We start from the raw sequence: 22,453 nt of genomic DNA, 5'->3' as shown, positions 1-22,453 counted from the left end.
ATTACACCTGATCTGCTAAAATTGAAATCGCGTTTAGTGCAGCAACAGTAACTGTACTTCCGCCCTTTCGTCCAATGTTTGTAATGAACGGAATATCAAGTTTTGCAAGTTCCTCTTTGGACTCTGCTGCAGACACAAAGCCTACAGGCATTCCGATAACGAGCCCTGGTTTTGCTTCTCCTTCTTTAATCAGACGAATAAGCTCAAGTAAAGCTGTTGGAGCATTTCCGATAGCAAATATGCCGCCTTCAGCATGTTGAATAGCTTTGCGCATTGAAATGATAGCACGCGTTGTATCTAACCGTTTTGCTTCTTCCATAACATCTTCATCGGAAATATAAACGTGCACATCACTTCCAAATTTTTGCAATCGAGGCTTGTTTGTCCCAACTTGGACCATCTGCACGTCTGCTACAACTTGTTTACCGCTTCTGATTGCTGCAACGCCTGCTCTAACTGCATCTGGATGGAAAAGAACGCTTCTTCCAAGCTCGAAATCTGCTGAAGCGTGAATAATACGTTGAACAATTGGGTATTGTTCTTCTGTGAAATGATGCTCCCCTAACTCCTCTGTAATCATTTCAAAACTTCTTCCTTCAATCATTTGAGGCTGTACTGTAATTGGTTTAAAGTCTGTACGAAAGTCCATAATTAACGCTCCTTTAATGTTTTTGTAGTTGAACCGTTTTCTTTAACGCTTCTAGAATACTTGGAAAATCACTATATACTTCTTTGTACTCAATACGTGGTCTTCGAATCATAATAGTTTCGATTCCAAGCTCCCTTGCAGCACTAAGCTTTTCATCTACAGACCCTACTTTCCCACTCTCTTTTGTCACCATAAGTGTAACGCCATACTGCTTATATAATGCTTGATCAAATTCTTTTGTAAAAGGACCTTGAATGGCAACAATGTTCTTTTGAGGAAGACCAAGATCTTCACACTTTTCCATATTATCTTTTCGAGGAAGCATTCGCGCAATCAAGCGAATGTCTTCAATTGGAAGTAGCTTTTTTGTAAAAGTAGCAAGGGTCTTGCTTCCTGTTGTAAGCATTACAACGCCTTTTCTTTTTGCTGCTTCTTCAGCTGCCTCCTCATAATCATTAACAAGCGTTAGCTTGTCATATTGAAAGGTTTGAGACTCACGTTCATAGCGAAAGTATGGAATTTGAGCCTCTCCAGCTGCTCTCATTGCATTTTTAGATGCTTCTTCTGCAAAAGGATGGCTCCCATCGACAATAGCGCTCATCCCTTTTTCTTCTATTAATTTCACAATCTCGTCTGCATCTAATCTACCGACTTGAACAGATAAGTGGGCTCGCTGTAATTCAATCGCGGCATTTTCTGTTACAACCGTTGCTAAAAGAGGATAGCCTTCCTCACTGATCCGGATAGCAAGCTCTCTTGCATCACTTGTTCCAGCAATAAATAAAATCATTTTAAAACACCAGCTTTTTCGTCATCCTCATGGTGACGATGCCCATGCTCATGGTCGTGATGGTGGTGATGGCCGTGGTCATTGTCGTGATCATGATGGTGGTGGTGATCAATATGCTCCATTGCTTCAATTCTGTAAAGACAGGTATCACAATTCATTTTCACTTCACCTTCAAGCGCTTCCTCAACTCTATCTTTCAAAATCGTTTGAAGCTTTGGATGAAGGCCGAAATATTGAGCAAGCTTAAATTCAACTTCTGGATATTTTTCTTTAAATCCTTCAACAAGTTTTTCAAGACGTTTAATTAAAATCCCTGTAAAAAGGAAGTATGGAAGCACAACAATTTTCTTTGCTCCAAGCTTAATACAGCGTTCTACTCCTTGTTCAATCAAAGGATCTGTTACACCCATAAAGGATGTTTCAACAAGCTTATAGTTTGTTTTCTCCCAAAGAAGACGCGTGATTTTATAAAGCTCGCTGTTCGCGTCAGCATCGCTTCCACCGCGCCCAAGTAAGATAACCGCTGTTTCTTCTCCAGGACTTTCTAAATTTTCACCAGACTCTTTTAATCTTGTATTTAAAATTTCAAACGTTTCTTCATGAATACCAATTGGTCTGCCATATGTAAATTTCGTGTTTGGATACTTTTCTCTTGCTTCATCAATCGCTCCTGGAATGTGAATTTTAGAATGGCCAGCAGGAAGAAGCATGATTGGAATTAAAATAATATGATGTGCTCCTTTTTCTATACAGGTATCAATTCCATCTGCAATTGTTGGACGCTCAAATTCTAAGAAGCTTGTTTCTACTAACAACGTCTCTGGCAAAAGAGTCCTCATTTTCTCTACAAATTGACGTACTTCTTCATTTCCTTCAAAGTCACGGCTTCCGTGTCCAATAAATAATACAGCTTCCATTTGTTTTCCTCCTCTATTTTCCTAGTCTCCACAAGGAGCTGGCTCAATTTTAATTTTGGGTGTTACATCTTGGTAAATAAAACCACCTACTTCTTTTACACGTTTAAAGAATTTAAAGAACGACTCATTAGGATGACCCTTTTCTTTATACTCATCAACAATCCCTTCAACAACATCAACAATCTTTTCAGGAGAAATTCCTTCCGCAACAGGCTGTCCAGAATGTGCTGATCGGCCTACTGTTTTCGCTCCAAGAAACAAATCAAACTTTCCTTTTCGATATACAATTCCGATGTCATCTTGTACAGCTCTGTAGCAAGCCATACCACAGCCGTTGAACCCGATTTTTGTAACTTTTGGCATGTTCACTCCGCCAAGTCTTTCTTGCAGTTCTTCTGCATATGGAATGGAATCTTTTTTCTCCCCATCGCAGAAGTCACACGCCTTCATGGTTAAAACGTCTCCAACAGGAGCAAGGAGTAGACCTACTTCGCTAAGTCGCTTTGTTACTTTTTCTGGTTCAGCAGTTGGTACTTCAAGACGAATTTGATGATCTGGTGTATATTCAATTGACCCTTTTTCGCCTGCAACTTCAGCAATTGTAGTGAGCTGAACTGGTGTAAACTTTTTACTTACAAGTCCTGGGCTTACAGCAAGTTCGAAGATGGATTCCATCTTAGCCGTTACTTTTTCAAATGTTGTTTGCTCCTCTTTTCCTGTCACAAGGCTAAGAGCTTTCTCCGCAATCTCCCTTGAAGAAATTTTCTCTACTTCTTTAACTTTCTCAACTTTTTCTGCTTCCTTCTCTTCCACTGCTGGTGCTGCTTCTTCTTGTGAAAGTGCCCATGGCTCTGCCTCTTTTTTCAAACGTTGATGCGGTTTTAGCGGCTGTTTTGTTTCATTTAGCGTATATTTACGTTGATAGCCGCGTGGGGTAATCATTAAATCATCATAGAGAAATGTTGAAGAATTTCCAATAATAACAGTTGTTAGCATTCCAATTTCATGTTCAAGCATTTCTTTTAAATTGGTAATTACGATATTCTGACGGTCCCGATACGCGCTTTTCACAAGGCCAACAGGAGTATCTGGTGATCTATATTGAAGCAGGATACGCTGAGCTTCAGCAATTTGACGGGTTCTTCTTCCACTTTTCGGATTATAAAGAGCAATAACAAAATCAGCAGATGCCGCAGCTTCAATCCTTTTTTCAATAAGTGTCCATGGTGTTAAATGATCGCTTAGACTTATTGTGCACGCATCATGCATAACAGGAGCTCCTAATAATGAAGCACAAGAGTTAATAGCGGAGATACCAGGAATAATTTCAATTTCCACTCCGTCTTTTCTTGACCAACCTTTTTCAACAAGCACTTCATACACAAGACCAGCCATTCCATATACTCCTGCATCTCCGCTTGAGATCACAGCTACTTTTTTCCCTTGCTCAGCTTGCTTTACTGCTTCTTGGGCTCTTGTCACTTCCTCAGTCATTCCAGTACTAATAACCTGTTGATTTGACAATAATCCTTGGATAAGTTCCACATATGTTTTGTAGCCAATAATCATGTCACTTTCTTGAAGTGCCTCTTTCGCTCGTTCTGTAATATGTTCAAAATTTCCTGGACCAAATCCGACAATAAGCAATTTACCACTCATATTTTTTCCTCCTACCACAAGTTTTTCGAATGATGCGATTCTTTCGAAAACAGTTATTTCACTTTCTCTTTTGAAATTCCTTTTGGCGATGAGGAATTTTCAGGAGCTTTAAATCCTTCCTCATATGTGTAGATGATAGAGTTTTCAAGCTTATTCCCATTTAAGAGATGCTCTCTTACCATCTCTCTTCCAAGCTCTGGTGTCATTTCTTTATACCAAACTCCTTCAGGGTATACAATTGCTACACATCCGTCTTTACATCGTCCATTACATCGCGTTCTTGTTGTATGAATTTGAGCATCTGCCCCAAGCTTTTCAATTTCATCTCGAACAGCAACCGTTACTTCTTCTCCGCCCTTTTTCATACAAGTTCCACCATTACAAATTAAGAGATGATGCTTTGTTTCATTTAAATTCCACGTTGTCATCCATACCAACTCCCTCGTTAAAATCGTTTTCTCAAAAAACGCATAAAAAAAACACCTCTACGAGAAAGAGATGTAAAATGCACACCTGTACACGAGTTTGCACAATGGATTAGCACTTCTTCCTATGTCCCGTAGGTTTCAAATGAAGCAAACAGTTAAGGCAGGTCTCCTGACTCAAGGTAATCGTTCTACTACGTCTTCCCAAAAAAATTCAGTGACACGTTGTAATAGAACTCCCTTTTACAGTGGCGGGCACCGTGCCAGATTTTCACTGGCTTCCCTTTTCAACATAGGCTTTAAAGCTATGTACCTTCCTGTTTACAATATGAAATTGTCTTTAAAATGAAAGAAGAACTCTCCCTAGCAAAACATACATAGTGGAATCACTATCTCACCCTAAACAAATTTAGCTGTGATGATGACCTCCCTTATGTGCAGTATGCTAGGATAGTTCTCTATCTGCTACTTTTTTGATTTATGTAAAAATTTTTTCTTATATGAGTTTTCTAATTAACTACAATGATAGAGGATGTTGGCTCATTTTTCAATAAAGAATTCAATTGAAGAATAGGAGAAGCCTCATCCCTTCTCTTATTTCACAAGGAGAACGGAGCAGGAGGCCTTTTCTATTATTCTAGAACTAACACTACCAAGCACTACTTTTTGAAATCTATTAAATCCTCTACTTCCTACCACAATAAGTTCAATATCGTTCTCATTTGCATAACGAATAATTTCTTCAGCAGGATTTCCAACTCTAAAATGAACCTTATGAGTAATGTTATACTTTACGGCCATAGTATCAATTTCACGAAGAAATTCTTGCCTGTCTTCTAGCTTGTTTAAATTAGAGCGTTTATGCCAAGATGTTTTAGTTTTATCATCTCCTTCTTTCACGTGAAGAATTTGCAGTGGTGTACGATAACAAGAAGCAATGGAAAAAGCTTTCCCAAGAGCTTCTTTGGCCTGTTTTGAGCCATCTACGGCTGCAAGAATTTTATTGTACATTTCTTTCTCCCCCTATATTTCTTTATTTTTCTACTTCCCTTTTTTGACTGTAATAATCTTTCATTTCGCTAGAAAACAAAACCGACTATCTTTTACTGATAGTCGGCCACATGTTATAACTCGAGTTCTCCCATGCGAAGAAGTTCAACGACAGCTTGAGAACGCCCTTTAACGCCAAGCTTTTGCATTGCGTTAGAAATATGATTGCGAACCGTCTTTTCACTAATAAACAGCTCACTTGCGATCTCTTTCGTTGTTTTGTCCTGTACTAGAAGTTCAAAAACCTCTCGTTCTCTCTTTGTAAGTAACGGTTTAGGTGGAAATTCTTTATCCTTCAATGTAACCCTCCTTGCCTGATCCAGAGTCGAACTATCGGATGGGTGTAAGTTAGTCACGATATACTATGTAAAAAAGGATAAAGCGGTTCCTAGAATTCGCAAGTTATGCTATATTTTATTCACTTTTTTTCGATTGATAAGGCTTTAATTTTTCAAGTTGCTCCTCTGTCCATGGAACAGATTTACCCGTTCTTTTGGAGACCTGTACAAGAGCGCCTCGTCCTGTGAAACAAATTTCCTCTTTTTCATTTATCCCCACATAGTGTAAATCAACAGATGAACGTCCAGTATGCTCAATTTTCGTTTTTACTCTAAGCACTTCTCCAAAGAAGACTTGCTGAACAAAATCACACTGTAAATCAGCAACAACGGGCATTGTTTCACTATCAGACTTCTTCCATATTTCCATAAAACCAATATGCTGAAAAAAAGCTGTTCGGGCTTCTTCAAAATAAAGGAAAGGAACGGTATTATTCATGTGACCAAACATATCTGTCTCACAAAAGCGAACTCGAATCTCTCTATTAAAGGTAAAATCGTGCTTCCAAGTCTCTATATTGTTAATATAATCCGGCTTTTTCATTCATCTTCCTCCTTTGATGAAAAGAAACCTCTCCATACTGGAGAGGTTTCTTTTTTATTCTGCATCACTTCCAAAAAACTTTCGGAAAGAGCGAAGAGTAGTGTCTCTGTTTAAAGCAGCAATTGATGTTGTTAATGGAATACCTTTTGGACAAGATTTTACGCAGTTTTGTGAGTTACCGCAATTTGAAAGTCCTCCATCTTCCATTAGAGCATCAAGTCGTTCATGTTTATTCATTGCTCCAGTCGGATGTGCATTGAATAAGCGAACTTGTGATAATGGAGCAGGTCCAATGAAATTTGATTTACTGTTTACATTTGGACAAGCTTCTAAGCATACTCCACAAGTCATACATTTTGAGAGCTCGTATGCCCATTGGCGTTTCTTCTCTGGCATACGTGGTCCCGGCCCTAAATCGTAAGTTCCATCAATCGGTACCCATGCTTTTACTTTTTTCAATGAATCAAACATGCGGCTACGGTCGACTTGTAGATCCCTCACAATAGGGAAAGTTTTCATTGGCTTGAGTCGAATCGGTTGTTCAAGTTTATCAACTAACGCTGTACAAGATTGACGAGGGCGTCCGTTAATAACCATTGAGCATGCTCCACAAACTTCTTCTAAACAGTTCATATCCCAGTTAATTGGTGTTGTATGCTCACCTTTTGAATTTACTGGATTTCGACGAATTTCCATTAGAGCTGAAATAACGTTCATATTTGGACGATATTCAATCTCAAATTCCTCATCATATGGAGCTGTTTCCGGTGAATCTTGGCGTGTAATAATCAACTTAATGGTTTTTGTTTTTGTCTCAGTCATTTCTCACTAACCCCCTCTTTTTTTTTAGAGGATGCTGATCCACTATCTTTCTTCTGTGAATAATCACGTTTACGCGGCTTGATTAATGAAACATCTACATCTTCATAAGAAAAGTTAGGTGCTGACTCACGATCTACAAAAGTTGCCATCGTTGTTTTTAGGAATTCTTCATCATTACGTTCTGGGAAATCTGGTTTGTAATGTGCTCCGCGACTTTCATTACGGTTATAAGCACCAAGTGTAATAACACGAGCAAGTTGAAGCATATTTGCTAGCTGACGCGTAAATGCCGCTCCTTGGTTACTCCATTTTGCTGTATCGTTAATATTAATATTCTGATAGCGCTCAAGAAGCTCTTGAATTTTATCATCTGTTTTTAACAATTTATCATTATAACGTACAACTGTTACGTTATCAGTCATCCATTCTCCAAGTTCTCTATGAAGGACATAAGCGTTTTCTTTTCCATCTAGAGAAAGAATGTTTTGCCATTTTTGTTCTTGCTCTTTTACATGTTTATCATAAAGTGAAGACTCTATAGAATCTGTCCATTTATTAAGACCTTCAATATATTTTACTGCGTTTGGTCCTGCAACCATACCACCGTAAATAGCTGAAAGTAGAGAGTTTGCACCTAAGCGGTTTCCACCGTGCTGAGAATAATCACATTCACCAGCTGCGAAAAGACCAGGAATATTTGTCATTTGATCATAATCAACCCAAAGGCCACCCATTGAATAGTGAACGGCAGGGAAGATCTTCATTGGTACTTTACGCGGATCGTCACCCATGAATTTTTCATAAATCTCAATAATTCCACCAAGCTTAATATCTAGTTCTTTCGCATCTTTATGAGAAAGATCAAGATATACCATGTTCTCTCCGTTAATACCCAATTTTTGATTAACGCAAACATCAAAAATCTCACGAGTTGCGATATCACGCGGAACTAAGTTTCCGTATGCTGGATACTTTTCTTCAAGGAAGTACCAAGGTTTTCCGTCTTTATATGTCCAAACACGGCCACCTTCACCACGTGCTGATTCGCTCATAAGACGAAGTTTATCATCCCCTGGAATTGCGGTTGGATGAATTTGAATAAACTCCCCGTTTGCATAGTGTACTCCTTGTTGATAAACAATAGAAGCTGCTGATCCTGTATTGATCATGGAGTTTGTTGATTTACCAAATACTATCCCAGGTCCACCTGTTGCCATAATTACCGCATCTGCTTTGTATGAACCAATCTCCATTGATTGCAAATTCTGAGCGGTAATCCCTCTACAGGTTCCTTCATCATCAATAACGGCTCCTAGAAATTCAAATCCTTCATATTTAGTTACAAGACCTGCTACTTCATAACGACGAACTTGCTCATCAAGTGCATATAAAAGTTGCTGTCCTGTTGTTGCTCCAGCAAAAGCTGTTCTATGATGCTGTGTACCTCCAAAGCGGCGGAAATCCAGCAATCCTTCTGGCGTACGGTTAAACATAACCCCCATACGGTCTAATAGATGAATAATTCCCGGTGCTGCTTCACACATTGCTTTAACAGGAGGCTGGTTTGCTAAAAAGTCTCCACCATAAACTGTATCGTCAAAGTGCTCCCATGGCGAATCTCCCTCACCTTTTGTATTTACGGCTCCGTTTATTCCACCTTGCGCACAAACTGAATGAGAACGCTTCACTGGAACGATAGAAAACAAGTCTACTTTCTTACCAGATTCCGCAATTTTAATTGTTGCCATTAAACCAGCGAGTCCACCGCCGACAACAATAATTTTTCCGTTACTCATCGTAACTCACTCCTTTGAGATATGAATAAATTAAGTGAACGCTAGGATGGCGCGGACACCTACAATTGTAAGAGCAAAAAATACGCCAATCGTCACATATGTTGCAATTCTTTGAGAACGAGGAGTTACCGTTAAACCCCAGCTAACGCTAAATGACCATAAGCCGTTAGCAAAATGAAAAATAGTAGAAATAACACCAATAAGATAAAAAGCAAGTGAAACTGGGCTTGATAAGATGTTTGCCATCATATCATAGTTAACTTCAGTACCTCTCATAGCTTGAATACGCGTTTCCCATACGTGCCATGTAATAAAGATAAGTGTAATAACACCTGTAACACGTTGAAGAACAAACATCCAGTTTCTAAAGAATCCATATCTGTTCGCATTATTCTTGGCTGTAAAAGCAATGTATAACCCATAAACAGCATGAAAGATAATTGGTAAGAAAATCACAAAGATCTCCAATAAATAGCGAAACGGTAGTTTTTCCATGAAGTGTGCGGCAGTGTTAAATGCCTCTGGGCTTCTTGTTGCAAAGTGGTTAACAACAAGATGCTGGATAAGGAAAATCCCGATCGGTATTACACCCAGTAATGAGTGTAACCTACGATAATAAAATTCTTTTGTTGCTTCCAATATCTAAACCCCCCTTGTGAAATAGAAAACATGTGTAGTCCAATAGACCCGAGCTCCCCATCCTTTTTGTTGTAGTCTAATTTGTTGAAAAATGAAACCCCTTGCATTTTTCAACAAATTATAAATTGTGAAACAAATGTGACAAATTTATTGTACTCCCCCATAATGTAAGCGTCAAGAATTGTTGTAGGTGATTTTCACTTCTAAAACAGGGAAAAGCTACTTTTTTCTTACACAAACTATATAAATCGTAAAAAATCATTTATAATGGAAAAGAAAGTGAGGTATCGGTATGGAGCAACGAGAAAAACAAGAGTTAGATAGTTTAGAAGAAGTGGAAAAAGAAGAGGAACGGCCATCTGCTGTTACACAGGAAGAAACCATTCCTTTATTTGGTTATGAACTGCTAAGAGATATTGTTTTGCCAGATATTTTAGGAAAGGAAACAGATAATATTTCCTATTGGGCTGGCAAGAATATTGCACGTGTTTATCCACAGCCGTCCCTAGCAGATCTTCAAACTTTTTTTATTCGTGCAGGATGGGGCACCCTTACTCTAAAAAAAGAACAAAGAAGCTCACTCGAATTTGAACTTAGCGGACCTAGCGTTGAACGCCGTTTACATAATAAAGAAACATGCTCTTTCCAACTTGAGGCTGGATTTCTAGCTGAACAAATTCAAGCTCAAAAAGGATATACAGCAGAAGCTGAACAATGGAAAAAATACCGTAACAAGGTCGTCCTTTCCATCGTTTATGACAGAAGAGATATTCTAGTATAAAAAAGGAGAACTCGCTAAACGAGTCCTCCTTTTTTATTTACCTACACGTTCATTTGTTAACTCAAACGTTTCATGAAGAGCTTCGACGGCTTTTACCATATCTTTTTGCACAATGACTGTTGAAACTTTAATCTCAGACGTGCTAACCATTTTCACTTGAACTTTACTATCTTGAAGCACCTCAAACATTTTCGCAGCCACCCCAGGATTTGAAACCATTCCAGAACCAACAATCGAGACTTTTGAAAGTCCATTTTCATGTTCAACTTCTTCATATTGTAAATATCTTTTTTGAGCTTCTAACACACTTAATGTACGTTGAAGTTCCTCTGTTTTTACGGAAAATGATACTGCTGACTTAGCAGACGTAACGCTTTGAACAATAATGTCTACATTAATATGATGTTTAGCAAGGAGTGAGAAGATAGAAGGAAGGGTATAAATGTCGTCCTCCATGCCAATAACCGTCACTCGGGAAATATTGTCCTCAAATGCAATTCCTCTTACTAATAAATTATCTTCCATCTCTGCTTCCTCCTTAATAATTGTTCCACGTTCTTTTTCTAAACTTGATCGAACTTCAAGCTTTACTTCATAATTTTTAGCAAACTCAACAGCTCTTGGATGAAGAACCCCTGCTCCTAGATTAGCAAGCTCTAACATTTCATCATAAGAAATTGAGTTAAGTTTTCTCGCACCTTTAACATAACGAGGATCTGTCGTATAGACTCCTGTTACATCTGTGTAAATATCACATTTTTCTGCTTCAAGAGCTGCAGCAAGTGCCACCGCAGTTGTATCAGAGCCACCTCTACCTAATGTTGTAATCTCATTGTTCTCTGTAATCCCTTGGAATCCCGCAACAACGACAATTTTATTTTCTTTGAGATATTGTTTGATTCGAGCGGTTTCAATATTGGTAATTCGAGCATTTCCATGTACCTCTTCTGTCTTCATTCCAGCTTGCCAACCTGTTAAAGAAACAGCATCATAACCTTTCGCCTGTAGAGCCATAGAAAGAAGAGAAATGGTAATCTGTTCTCCTGTTGTTAAAAGCATATCCATTTCCCGCTTACTTGGGTTTTCATTGAGCTCTTTTGATAATGAAACAAGATCATCTGTTGTTTTTCCCATCGCAGACACAACAACAACGACATCATTACCTGCTGCTTTCTCCTCAATAACTCGACTTGCTACATTTTGAATTCTCTCGCTAGTTCCTACGGAAGTTCCTCCAAATTTTTGAACAACTAAGCCCATTTTTCTAAAACCTCTCCTCAGTTTGTTTTTTCACACAAATGGTTTACTCGTAAGTAGGGCGAACGCAATAAAAAAAAGCAATGAGAGAATCTCTCATTGCTTTTTTAAAATATCTATATTTGCGCAATGTGTGAGATAGCCCTCCAAGATTTTGATCTTGACAGTCTTACATTTATTCAATGCAAAACCAGCAAAAGCTATGATGAGCTAGCTTCCACTTCGGCAGATTTCCCTTTCTATAACAATCAACGGAACTCATTTTCCTCCTGCTATATACTCTTAAAATCCGCACCTCTATCTTCACCTCAGTAATATTGAAGTGATTATACAGTTTTTAAAATCTTTTTTAGCTTATCAAATATTTAAAAAGTTTTCAATCACTTTTTTCGTCTTCCTCACGAAGAGCGCTATAAATCGTAGTTGCTGTATCTTTTGGTATCCCTGCTCCTTGGATTTCTTCTATGCTTGCTTCTTTTAATTTCTTTAAAGATCCAAAGTGAGTAAGCAGCATTTTCTTTCGCTTTGCGCCAACCCCTTTAATATCGTCAAGAACAGATTGAAAAGAAGATTTTGACCGAACTTGTCGATGAAAAGTAATCGCAAAGCGGTGCACTTCATCTTGAATCCGCTGCAGTAAATAAAACTCTTGGCTGTTCCTTTCAAGAGGCACTACTTCTAAAGGATTTCCTATCATAATGTTTGATGTTCGGTGCTTATTATCTTTTACAAGCCCTGCAACAGGAACAAACAATCCAAGTTCATTTTCAAGTACATCCTCTGCAGCTGCAATTTGGCCTTTCCCTCCATCAATCACAATTAAATCTGGAAGTGGAAGATTGTCTTTTAATACACGACTATATCTTCGTCGTACAACTTCACGCATGGAATCATAGTCATTTGGACCTTCAACAGTTCGAATTTTATATTTTCGATATTCTTTCTTATACGGTTTTCCATCAACAAATACGACCATTGCTGATACAGGATCTGTTCCTTGAATGTTTGAGTTATCAAATGCTTCGATTCTATTTGGCGTATCAATATTTAGTTTCTCTCCAAGATTTTCAATTGCTTTAATTGTCCGTTCTTCATCACGTTCAATAAGCCAAAATTTTTCTTTTAAAGCAATTTTAGCGTTCTTATTGGCTAGGTTCAGTAAATCTTTCTTTTTTCCTTTTTGAGGACAGTGTGCTTTGATTTCTAAAAGACGCTCCACTATTTCACAATCAACATGCTCAGGAAGAAGCACTTCCTTTGGTTTTACATGGTTAGACTGCTGATAAAACTGTCCTAAAAAAGTGAGAAAATCTTCTTCAGGTTCACCATAAAAAGGAAACATAGAAACATCACGTTCAATTAGTTTTCCTTGGCGAATAAAGAACACTTGGACACACATCCATCCCTTATCATAGGAATAACCAAAAACATCTCGATTGATAAAGTCATTAAACATCATTTTTTGCTTTTCCATTGTTGCTTCAATATGGGAAATTTGATCTCGATATTCCTGTGCACGTTCAAACTCTAGGTTTTCTGATGCGTTCATCATCTTTTCAGTCAGTTCTTCTTTAACATGCTTGAATCCGCCGTTCAAAAACTTTGCAATCTCATCTACAAGCTCCTTATTTTGCTCCTTTGTCACTTCATAAACACAGGGAGCCAAACATTGGCCAATATGATGATAAAGACAAACTCGGTCTGGAATAGTAGAACATTTCCGGAGTGGATATAAGCGATCTAACAGCCTCTTTGTCTCATTTGCTGCTTGAACGTTTGGGTAAGGTCCAAAATATTTGCCCCCATCTTTTTTTACTTTTCTCGTGATAAATAAACGTGGATGGCGCTCATTGCTAATTTTAATAAATGGATAGCCTTTATCATCTTTTAGCATTACATTATATTTTGGATCGTACTTCTTAATTAAGTTCATTTCTAAAATAAGCGCTTCAATGTTGGAAGACGTGACGATATATTCAAAATCAACAATAGCGTTCACAAGACGAAGCGTTTTTCCATCGTGACTTCCAGTAAAGTATGAGCGTACTCTATTTTTTAATACTTTTGCTTTTCCGACATAAATAACAGTACCGTCCTTATCTTTCATCAAGTAACAGCCAGGCTGATCTGGAAGAATCGCTAGCTTTTCTTTTATAATTGCGTTCATAACGTCCCCCCCTTTTGCTTCTTGTCATAAGAAAAGCACCTGCAGAAGCAGGCGCCCTTTTTAAAGCTTATAGATGTTTGTTTAATGCTTCAGCAAGTGCTTCTTTTGGTTGGAAACCAACGATTTTGTCAACTTGTTCTCCGTCTTTCATAACAAGTAAAGTCGGGATACTCATTACACCAAATTTTCCTGCTGTTTCTTGGTTTTCATCTACGTCAAGCTTTACGATTTTTACTTTGTCGCCCATATCTGAATCAAGTTCTTCAAGAACTGGAGCAATCATTTTACAAGGTCCGCACCATGGTGCCCAAAAGTCAACAAGTACTACCCCTTCATTTGTTTCAGCAGTAAAGTTTTGATCTGTTGCATGTGTAATTGCCATTAAAAATTCCTCCTATACCTAAGTAACTTCTTTTAAGATATTCACAGTATAACATCATTAAAATGGGAGTGCCATTTATTTGTTTCGTCATGTCTTTCCTATTACATAGTTATACCCTAAGGAATCATTTAAAAACAGCATTTTTCATAAAAAAACACGGAAAAGGCGACAGAGTGTCGCCTTTAGCTCTTTTCTACTTTTAATTTTTTGCACTCCTCGATTAAAAGCGGAATGATTTCAAACAATTCTCCGACAATCCCATAGTCTGCTACATTGAAAATATTTGCTTCTGGGTCTTTATTGATAGCTACAATCACTTTTGAATTAGACATACCTGCTAAGTGTTGAATAGCACCAGATAAGCCACATGCAATATACAAATCAGGTGTAACAACTTTTCCCGTCTGTCCAATCTGAAGCGAGTAATCACAATATTCTGCATCACATGCCCCTCTTGAAGCTCCAACTGCTCCACCTAGCACATCAGCAAGTTCTTGTAATGGCTTAAACCCTTCCTCGCTTTTTACACCTCGTCCTCCAGCTACAATCACTTTTGCTTCTGAAAGATCTACTCCGCTCGTCGCTTTTTGCATAACTTCTTTTACAACTGTACGCAAATCTAGAGATGGTTCTGCAACTTCTTTTGTTTCTCCATCTCTTCCTGGGTCCGCTGCAAGCTTTTCGATATTATTTGGTCGAATTGTGAAAAATAAAGGGGTGTCAGTAAGGATGCGTTTCTCAAAAGCTTTTCCTGAGTAGATAGGACGCGTTAGAATAACATTTTCACCCACAACTTCAATATCTGTTATATCAGAAATTAAACCACTCTCAAGCTTTGCTGCAAGCTTTGGAGCAACCTCTTTCCCTTGAGAAGTATGGCCCATAATAATTGCTTCTGGTTCTTCCTCCTCTAAGAGAGCCTGAAAACATTGAGAGAAACCATCAAGCGTATATGTTCTTAAGTTAGCGCTTTCAATAAAGACTACACGATCTCCACCATAGTGAAAAAATGAAGATGTATGGCGAGCGACGTCTTCTCCAACTGCTCCCACAACAACTTCTCCGCCATCTGCAATCATGCGTGCTGCTGCAATCGCTTCGTACGATACACTTCTGACTTCTCCGCCTTTAAATTCCGCCAATGCCAATACTTTGCGAGCCATAGCTATTCCTCCTTTTTTAAAGCACTTTTGCTTCTGAGTATAATAGATGAACAAGCTCTTTCACCTGTTCGTGTGATTCACCCTGAAGTATTTTGCCTCCTTCTTTTTCAGGTGGTAAAAACCGTTCAACAACCTTTGTTTTGGCTTCTATTTCTTCCTCTATTTCTAGATCATCTAATTCAATTTCTTCAAGCGGCTTCTTTTTGGCCTTCATAATACCAGGTAAAGACGGATAGCGTGGTTCATTTAGTCCTTGTTGAGCTGTTACAACAAGCGGTAGAGCTGCTTGAATTTTTTCTTCATCTCCTTCGACGTCCCTTATTATTTCCACATCATTCCCATGGATTTCAATACTTGTGATAGTTGTAACACAAGCCATATTTAAAAGCTCTGCGACTCGTGGACAAACCTGTCCACTTCCTCCGTCAATAGCAACATTTCCACCAATAATCAAATCACATTGCTGTTCTTTTAAATAAGAGGCTAAAATAATGGATGTGGTATATTCATCTTCGCTTTCCATTTCATCTTCTGTATCAATGAGCACGGCTTTATCACACCCCATTGCAAGCGCCGTTCGCAGTTCTTTTTGAGCGTCTTCGTTCCCCAGTGTTACAACCGTCACTTCTCCTCCATGTTTTTCTTTTAAAGAGATTGCTTCTTCTATTGCATATTCATCATAAGGATTAATAATGAACTCTGCTCCATCCTCAATAATCTCTCCCCCATCAAGTGAAATTTTTTCTTCTGTATCAAACGTACGCTTCATTAACACAAAAATATTCATAACTCCACCCCTTTACTGAATATTAAGATTATTTATCTTGGAAGAATGGCTTTCTTTTTTCTAAAAAAGCAGCAATCCCTTCTGAAGCGTCCTCTGAACCGAATACTTCTTTAAATTTCCTTGCTTCTTCTTCTATTCCTTCTTCATAGCGAGCATCTTTAGCATATTGTAAAAGATGCAAAATTGCTTTAATAGTCATAGGGCTTTTTCTTGCCATTTGTCCAGCAAGCTTTGCTACTTTTTGAAAAAGCTCATTCTCTTCAAACGCCTCGTTTGCTAGACCTATGCGAACAGCTTCACTTCCAGAAATCGATTCACCTGTTAACATCATTTCACATGCTTTTCCTACTCCGACAAGCCTTGGAAGTCGCTGCGTTCCTGCAAAGCCGGGAATAATCCCAAGTGTAAGCTCTGGAAGTCCTAAGCGGGCTTCTGCTGCAACAAACCTCATATGACACCCCATTGCCAGTTCAAGACCTCCGCCTAATGCTGCTCCATGAATAGCCGCAATAACTGGCTTGGGGTATGTTTCAATCTTGTTCATAAGCTTTTGCCCAAAGCGAGCAAGAGACTCATAATCTTCACTTTTTTGCAGGGATGTGAATTCTTTAATATCCGCTCCTGCACAAAAAAACTTCCCTTCTCCTCGAAGCACAATAACGCGTGTTTCATCATCTGTTTCAAGTAACGAAAAAGTATTCCAAAGCTCTTTTAAAAGAGCGGTTGACAAAGCGTTTGCTTTTGGTTTATTTAGCGTAAGAGTTGTGACGTGCTGATTTTTGTTCATTTGAACGTAAGCCATCATATCCCTCCTATAGCGCAGTCTTTATCTTTTACAACCATGAAGTAGAAGCTTATGGACTTTTGGAATAAGTTCTGTAATGTCGTACTTATACTCATTCATAACCCACGTTGTCACAACTTCATCAATTGTTCCAAAAATCATTTGACGAGCAAGACGAGCATCTAGTTCTTCTTGAAACTCACCGCTCTCAATGCCGCTTTCTAAAATTTCATCAATGATTTGAAGGTAGCCTTTTAGAACTTCGTTAATTTGGTTTCTTATATCGCGGTTTGTTTGGCGAAGTTCAAGCTGAGTTACAGCTGCTAAGTGTTGATCTTCCGAAAGAAACGTAATGTGACGCTGAATTAAAAAGAAAAGCTTTTCAGAAGCTGTTTCTTCTTTTTGAATATCCTCTTGAATTCTTTCAATAAATTGTCCCATTTTCTCTTGAAAAAGGGATATGAGGATATCTTCCTTATTTTTAAAATAGAGATAAATAGTTCCGTCTGCTACCCCTGCTTGTTTAGCAATCTTAGATACTTGAGAGCTATGATAGCCGTGTTCGGCAATGACGACAACTGCTGCATCTAAAATTTGTTTGAATTTTGGTCTATTTCGATTCATATTGTTTGCTCCCTTGCTTCATTAATTACCAACAGAGTACACCATATTCTGTACCATTAATTATCATTTTGTTCGATTGAATAAAATGAATGGTTATTCATTCATAATATCATCTTAAAATATCCCGACAAACCTGTCAACAGAATTATAGTGAAATTTGGTTTGAAGGGAAAATACTATCTATTCTTTTCTTTCTTCTTCTATTAAAACACGCCTTAAGATTTTCCCAACAGCTGTTTTAGGTAATTCTTTTCTGAACTCATAGACTTTTGGAACTTTATAGGAAGCAAGAGACAAGCGTACATGCTCATCAAGTTCTTTTTCTGAACATGATACACCATCTTTTAATACAACAAAGGCTTTGACCGTTTCTCCTCTGTATAAGTCAGGAATGCCCATAACAACGGCTTCTTTTACTTTTGAATACCCGTATAGCACTTCTTCTACTTCACGAGGGTAAATATTATATCCACTCGCAATAATCATATCTTTTTTTCGATCCACAATGTAGAAATAGCCGTCTTCATCAAAATAGCCTAAGTCTCCTGTAAAAAGCCACCCATCTTTCAACACTTGTTTTGTTTCTTCTTCTTGGTGCCAGTATCCTTTCATCACTTGAGGCCCTTTTACAGCAATTTCTCCTATTTCACCACATGGTAAAGCTTCCCCTGTTTCAAGCGAAACAATTTTAGCATCCGTATTTGGCCAAGGTACACCAACACTTCCTTGTTTTCTTTTTCCCCAGAGAAAATTAGCATGTGTCACAGGGGAACTTTCTGTTAGTCCATAACCTTCTACAAGCTTCCCTCCTGTAAGGTCCTCAAACTTTTCCTGAACATAAGCAGGAAGTGGTGAAGAACCGCTTATACAAGCTTTAATTGAGGAAAGATCATATTTTGGTAGACTAGTATTATTAAGCAGTCCAACATAAATTGTGGGAGCTCCGGGAAATAGCGTTGGCTTTCTCTTGTCAATTGTTTTTAATACCTCTTTTATTTCAAATTTTGGTAAAAGCACCATTTCATATCCTTCTAGAATAGATAAAACAAGCACTGTTGTTAAGCCATACACGTGAAAAAAGGGCAAAACACCTAAAATTCTCTCATTTCCTCTTTCACATTTGTAAAGCCATGTTGTACACATCTTCGTATTAGCAACTAAGTTTTGATGTGTCAGCATTACTCCTTTAGGAAAACCTGTTGTTCCTCCTGTATATTGTAAAAGAGCTAAATCATCGCTATACACTTCTTCTTTTACCGAACTTGCTATTTTTGTTTTTAAAATGGTAGACCATTTATGCGTATCGCTGTCTTCTTTTATGTGTTGGACAGTTTTTTGAGTCTTTTTTTGGAGATATGGATAAAGAAGATTTTTTGGAAAAGGCAAGTAATCTTTGATGGATGTTATAATGAGATGCTCTATCTTTGTTAGCGCTTTCATCTTAAAAGCTTTTGAATACAACAAATCTAGAGTAATAAGGAACCTTGCGCCTGAATCTTGGAGTTGGTGGGACAGTTCTCTTTCTGTATAAAGCGGGTTAATAAGTACAACAACTGCTCCTAATTTTAATACGGCATTAAAGGCGATTACAGTTTGAGGACAGTTTGGTAGCATAATAGCGACTCGATCACCTTTACGAACTCCTATCTCATAAAAATAGCAAGAAAGTTGATCAGTTTGGGCAGCTAGCTCTTTAAACGAAAGGGTTTTTCCTAGAAAGTGAATAGCAGGATTTTCTTGAAATTCTTTTGCTGCTTTTTGAAATAGCGATACAAGCGTCGCTTCACCAAGAGTGATTTCTGCCGGTATTTCAGGCGGATAGTGAATCAACCACGGTTTTTCGGATGCTTGAAGCACAAAAAATACCTCCTCAGTTTCGCATTTATTACGCACACTATGTTCATTATACACTGGGGATCTCTAAAAAGAAAAGGCTTTCAAAGAAAAACAGGAGAAGAAACATCAAAATGTTTCTTCTCTTGTTTTATGCAATAAACAATATATAAATAATCCCAATTGTCATAAATAAACCGCAAAGAATAAGCAAAAGTTTGGCTAGCTTCTCCATTGTTTATCACCCTATTCCAGCTGAAATAACAAACGACATTCCAATTGAAATGACCATTGATATAAACCCAACGGCTCTGTTGTCTTGCGCAATTTCATGATCAATCTTGAATTTTGGTGTAAGAAATTCAAAAATAAAATAGCTAATTAACAGAAGAATAAAGCCAAAAGCTCCCCAGCCCACCATTACAAACAGCGTATTGTGTTGGCTAATTGAGCCTTGAAAAACATTTGCTACACCAAAGATTTTCCCACCCGTAGCCATAGCAACGGCTAGATTTCCACGCTGAATTTCCTCCCAGTTTTTATAACTTGTCACAAGTTCAAAGATGACAAGAGCTAGAACAATGCATAAAATAACAACGCTATAGTTCGCTGCTGTTAATACGTAAGGATTCTCCCAAAATTCCTTCACAGCGGCTCTCACTCCCTTATTTTAGTTCAGCAACGGTCACTCCAGAGCCGCCTTCTGATGCTTCCCCAAAACGAATGCTTTTGACGAAACGATGATTTTTCAAGTAGTCTTGCACACCTGTTCTTAAAGCCCCTGTTCCTTTTCCATGAATAATAGAAACACGTGGGTACCCAGCAAGAAGTGCATCATCAATATACTTCTCAACGCGCTGAATAGCATTTTCAAACCGTTCTCCGCGGAGGTCAAGCTCAAGTTTAACATGATAATCTTTGCCTTTTACTGTTGCGAGTGGTCTTGTTTCTACAGCTTTTGGAGAACTAATAAACTCTAAGTTTGACTCTTTTACTTTCATTTTCATAATACCAAGCTGTACTTCCCACTCTGTATCTGATACTTTGTCTAATAGCGTTCCTTTTTGACCAAATGTTGATACTTTCACTTCATCCCCTGGAGAAAGCTTTCTTTCTACCTTTTTCGGTTTCGGTGCCGCTTTCGTGCCTTTTCTTAAGGTTGGAACCGCTTCTTCAAGATCTTTTCTCGCTTGAATTAGCTCATGTTCTTTTATTCCACTTTGTTGATTAAGACGCATGTTGCGCAGGTCTTTAATAATATTCTCCGCTTCAGCCCGCGCTTCCTCTACTGCTTTTGCTGCTTTATGTTCAGCTTGCTCAAGCAGTTTGTCTCTTTCATTGTTAAATTCTATAATTTGATCCTGCAGTTCACGATGAAGCTGTTCTGCCTCTTTCCTAAATAAAGCAGCTTCTTCCTTTTCACTTTCAGCTTTTTTGCGGCTGTCCTCGAGTGAAGCAATCATATTTTCTACCTTATTTGTATCTGCTCCAATATATCCCTTTGCTTCGTTAATAACTTCTTCTGAAAGACCTAATCGGCGTGAAATTTCAAATGCATTGCTTCGTCCTGGAACCCCTAAAAGTAATTTATATGTCGGGCGAAGTGTTTCGACATCGAACTCAACGCTTGCATTCATTACTCCTTTTCGATTATATCCATACGCCTTCAGTTCAGGATAATGAGTTGTCGCTATAACACGTGCTCCTCTATTGTATACTTCATCTAGAATAGAGATAGCAAGTGCCGCTCCTTCCTGAGGATCTGTTCCAGCACCGAGCTCATCAAATAATACAAGGCTCTTATTATCAACACCTTTTAAAATGTTAACGATATTCACCATATGAGAAGAAAACGTGCTCAAGCTTTGTTCAATAGACTGTTCGTCTCCAATGTCAGCAAATACATTTTCAAAGACTGCTACTTCAGAACCATCCAAAGCCGGGATTTGAAGACCTGCTTGTGCCATAAGTGTAAACAACCCAACTGTTTTTAACGTTACCGTTTTTCCTCCTGTATTTGGACCTGTAATAACGATGCTCGGGTACTCTCCTCCAAGCTCAATATCATTTGCTACAACATCTTCTGCAGTAATTAAGGGATGACGTGCTTTTTTCAGATTAATATATCCTTCTTCATTAAGCTTTGGTTTTGAACCTTTTAATTTGTGGCTGTACTGCCCTTTTGTAAACATAAAATCAATTTCTGCTAGCATATCAACGTTAACAGAAAGCTCGCGAGCAACTTCTGCTACTTCTGCTGTAATTTGTGCAAGAATGCGCTCAATCTCACGCTTTTCTTCTACTCGGGCCGCTTGAAGCTCATTATTTAAGTTTACAATTGCTTGTGGCTCAATAAATAACGTTGCTCCTGAGGAAGATTGATCGTGAATAATTCCTCCATATGCTCCGCGATATTCTTGTTTAACCGGAAGCACATAGCGATCATTACGAATCGTTATAATTGCGTCTGAAAGCATTTTTGTCGCAGAAGAGGAACGCGTCATTTGCTCCAGTTTTTGACGAACACGTGCTTCTGTAGAGCGCAGTTTTTGGCGTAATCCTCGCAGTTTTTCACTCGCTCCGTCTAACACTGTCCCATTATCATCAATACTGTTCTCAATTGTTCGCTCAAGATCTGTTAAGATAATAAACCCTTCAATATACCCTTTCAAAATAGGTAATGAAAGGTCTGTATTCTCTTCTAAACTTTCCATAAATATCGAAAGCTGTCTTGTTGCATAAATTGTGCTTGAGATTTCTAGTAGTTCACTTGCTGAAAGTGTTCCACCGATCTCTGCTCTTTTAGCACTTGCTTTTATATCATGAATACCGCCAAGTGGAACATTTCCTTTCACACGAAGCACTTGAGCTGCCTCATCAGTTGCGTTTTGCCAAGCTTCTACTTCTGGGAAACTTATGGACGGACGAAGACTCTCTACTTTCTCTCTTCCTAGTGAAGATGCTGCATGTTTCAACAGACCTTCTTTAATTTTATCGAACTCTAATGTTTTTAAAATGCGCGCTTGCAAACATGTTCACTCCTTTT

The 22,453-nt window shown here is 38.3% G+C and carries 22 protein-coding genes and 2 riboswitches; of the genes, 1 reads left to right on the top strand and 21 read right to left on the bottom strand.

The genetic code is table 11. The features are described 5' to 3' along the window. Window position 1: 1 nt before the first annotated feature. The 11 genes from B9N79_RS01060 to B9N79_RS01010 form a co-directional block, all read right to left on the bottom strand. A complete protein-coding gene (locus tag B9N79_RS01060) occupies window positions 2-649 on the bottom strand; it encodes a precorrin-8X methylmutase (RefSeq protein ID WP_040056890.1) in 648 nt (215 codons plus the stop codon). Window positions 650-662: 13 nt separating this feature from the next. Beyond that, on the bottom strand, window positions 663-1,439 hold the full coding sequence (gene cobK, locus B9N79_RS01055) for a precorrin-6A reductase (RefSeq protein WP_040056891.1): 777 nt from the start codon (window positions 1,437-1,439) through the stop codon (window positions 663-665). After that, complete coding sequence (locus B9N79_RS01050; RefSeq protein ID WP_040056892.1) at window positions 1,436-2,356, bottom strand: sirohydrochlorin chelatase; 921 nt, start codon at window positions 2,354-2,356, stop codon at window positions 1,436-1,438. Before B9N79_RS01050 ends, cobK begins: the two co-directional genes overlap by 4 nt. A 21-nt stretch (window positions 2,357-2,377) precedes the next feature. Then, the gene (cobJ, locus tag B9N79_RS01045; RefSeq protein ID WP_040056893.1) at window positions 2,378-4,015 is read right to left on the bottom strand and encodes a precorrin-3B C(17)-methyltransferase; all 1,638 of its coding nucleotides are present in this window, start codon (window positions 4,013-4,015) and stop codon (window positions 2,378-2,380) included. A gap of 53 nt (window positions 4,016-4,068) precedes the next feature. Beyond that, window positions 4,069-4,443: a (2Fe-2S) ferredoxin domain-containing protein gene (locus B9N79_RS01040; protein ID WP_019391265.1), complete on the bottom strand. Its 375-nt coding sequence runs from the start codon at window positions 4,441-4,443 to the stop codon at window positions 4,069-4,071. A gap of 142 nt (window positions 4,444-4,585) precedes the next feature. Continuing rightward, window positions 4,586-4,772, bottom strand: a riboswitch (cobalamin riboswitch). Between the two features lie 262 nt (window positions 4,773-5,034). Next, entirely contained in the window at window positions 5,035-5,451 is a 417-nt protein-coding gene (locus tag B9N79_RS01035; RefSeq protein ID WP_019391264.1) for a universal stress protein, read from the bottom strand. 113 nt (window positions 5,452-5,564) lie between these two features. Further along, a complete protein-coding gene (gerE, locus tag B9N79_RS01030) occupies window positions 5,565-5,789 on the bottom strand; it encodes a spore germination transcription factor GerE (RefSeq protein WP_019391263.1) in 225 nt (74 codons plus the stop codon). A gap of 115 nt (window positions 5,790-5,904) precedes the next feature. Beyond that, on the bottom strand, window positions 5,905-6,372 hold the full coding sequence (locus B9N79_RS01025; RefSeq protein WP_040056894.1) for an acyl-CoA thioesterase: 468 nt from the start codon (window positions 6,370-6,372) through the stop codon (window positions 5,905-5,907). Window positions 6,373-6,426: 54 nt separating this feature from the next. Next, entirely contained in the window at window positions 6,427-7,194 is a 768-nt protein-coding gene (gene sdhB / locus B9N79_RS01020) for a succinate dehydrogenase iron-sulfur subunit (protein ID WP_019391261.1), read from the bottom strand. Then, a complete protein-coding gene (gene sdhA / locus B9N79_RS01015) occupies window positions 7,191-8,990 on the bottom strand; it encodes a succinate dehydrogenase flavoprotein subunit (protein ID WP_019391260.1) in 1,800 nt (599 codons plus the stop codon). The genes sdhB and sdhA overlap by 4 nt, the downstream gene beginning before the upstream one ends. Window positions 8,991-9,020: 30 nt before the next feature. Beyond that, complete coding sequence (locus B9N79_RS01010) at window positions 9,021-9,629, bottom strand: succinate dehydrogenase cytochrome b558 subunit (RefSeq protein ID WP_019391259.1); 609 nt, start codon at window positions 9,627-9,629, stop codon at window positions 9,021-9,023. Window positions 9,630-9,921: 292 nt separating this feature from the next. Here B9N79_RS01010 and B9N79_RS01005 point away from each other — a divergent pair, with 292 nt between their 5' ends. Beyond that, complete coding sequence (locus B9N79_RS01005) at window positions 9,922-10,410, top strand: YslB family protein (RefSeq protein WP_040056895.1); 489 nt, start codon at window positions 9,922-9,924, stop codon at window positions 10,408-10,410. A gap of 33 nt (window positions 10,411-10,443) precedes the next feature. On the opposite strand, the gene B9N79_RS01000 is transcribed toward B9N79_RS01005, so the two are convergent. From B9N79_RS01000 to B9N79_RS00955, 10 genes are all read right to left on the bottom strand, one after another. Further along, complete coding sequence (locus B9N79_RS01000) at window positions 10,444-11,670, bottom strand: aspartate kinase (RefSeq protein ID WP_040056896.1); 1,227 nt, start codon at window positions 11,668-11,670, stop codon at window positions 10,444-10,446. A 128-nt stretch (window positions 11,671-11,798) separates the two neighbouring features. Then, a riboswitch (Lysine riboswitch) is annotated at window positions 11,799-11,975 on the bottom strand. A 68-nt stretch (window positions 11,976-12,043) separates the two neighbouring features. Beyond that, entirely contained in the window at window positions 12,044-13,834 is a 1,791-nt protein-coding gene (gene uvrC, locus B9N79_RS00995) for an excinuclease ABC subunit UvrC (protein ID WP_040056897.1), read from the bottom strand. A gap of 67 nt (window positions 13,835-13,901) precedes the next feature. Then, entirely contained in the window at window positions 13,902-14,216 is a 315-nt protein-coding gene (gene trxA / locus B9N79_RS00990; RefSeq protein ID WP_040056898.1) for a thioredoxin, read from the bottom strand. 182 nt (window positions 14,217-14,398) lie between these two features. Beyond that, complete coding sequence (locus tag B9N79_RS00985; protein WP_085117680.1) at window positions 14,399-15,379, bottom strand: electron transfer flavoprotein subunit alpha/FixB family protein; 981 nt, start codon at window positions 15,377-15,379, stop codon at window positions 14,399-14,401. 16 nt (window positions 15,380-15,395) lie between these two features. Then, window positions 15,396-16,166, bottom strand: a complete 771-nt coding sequence (locus B9N79_RS00980; RefSeq protein ID WP_040056900.1) for an electron transfer flavoprotein subunit beta/FixA family protein — start codon at window positions 16,164-16,166, stop codon at window positions 15,396-15,398. Between the two features lie 28 nt (window positions 16,167-16,194). Then, window positions 16,195-16,968 carry an enoyl-CoA hydratase gene (locus B9N79_RS00975; protein ID WP_085117678.1) on the bottom strand — a complete coding sequence of 258 codons (774 nt, stop codon included), beginning with the start codon at window positions 16,966-16,968 and terminating at the stop codon, window positions 16,195-16,197. Window positions 16,969-16,992: 24 nt separating this feature from the next. Beyond that, window positions 16,993-17,574 (bottom strand): fatty acid metabolism transcriptional regulator FadR, encoded by a 582-nt coding sequence (locus B9N79_RS00970; RefSeq protein WP_019391251.1) that lies wholly within the window; start codon window positions 17,572-17,574, stop codon window positions 16,993-16,995. A 180-nt stretch (window positions 17,575-17,754) separates the two neighbouring features. Continuing rightward, a complete protein-coding gene (locus tag B9N79_RS00965; RefSeq protein WP_372450206.1) occupies window positions 17,755-19,467 on the bottom strand; it encodes an AMP-binding protein in 1,713 nt (570 codons plus the stop codon). Window positions 19,468-19,648: 181 nt separating this feature from the next. Then, window positions 19,649-20,056, bottom strand: a complete 408-nt coding sequence (locus B9N79_RS00960) for a DUF350 domain-containing protein (RefSeq protein WP_019391249.1) — start codon at window positions 20,054-20,056, stop codon at window positions 19,649-19,651. A gap of 16 nt (window positions 20,057-20,072) precedes the next feature. Continuing rightward, window positions 20,073-22,436, bottom strand: a complete 2,364-nt coding sequence (locus B9N79_RS00955; RefSeq protein ID WP_046217900.1) for an endonuclease MutS2 — start codon at window positions 22,434-22,436, stop codon at window positions 20,073-20,075. Window positions 22,437-22,453 lie beyond the last annotated feature (17 nt).

The sequence above is a fragment of the Priestia filamentosa genome (genome assembly GCF_900177535.1).
Taxonomy (GTDB): Bacteria; Bacillota; Bacilli; order Bacillales; family Bacillaceae_H; genus Bacillus_I; species Bacillus_I filamentosa.
This window is presented reverse-complemented; position numbering and strand designations above follow the sequence as displayed.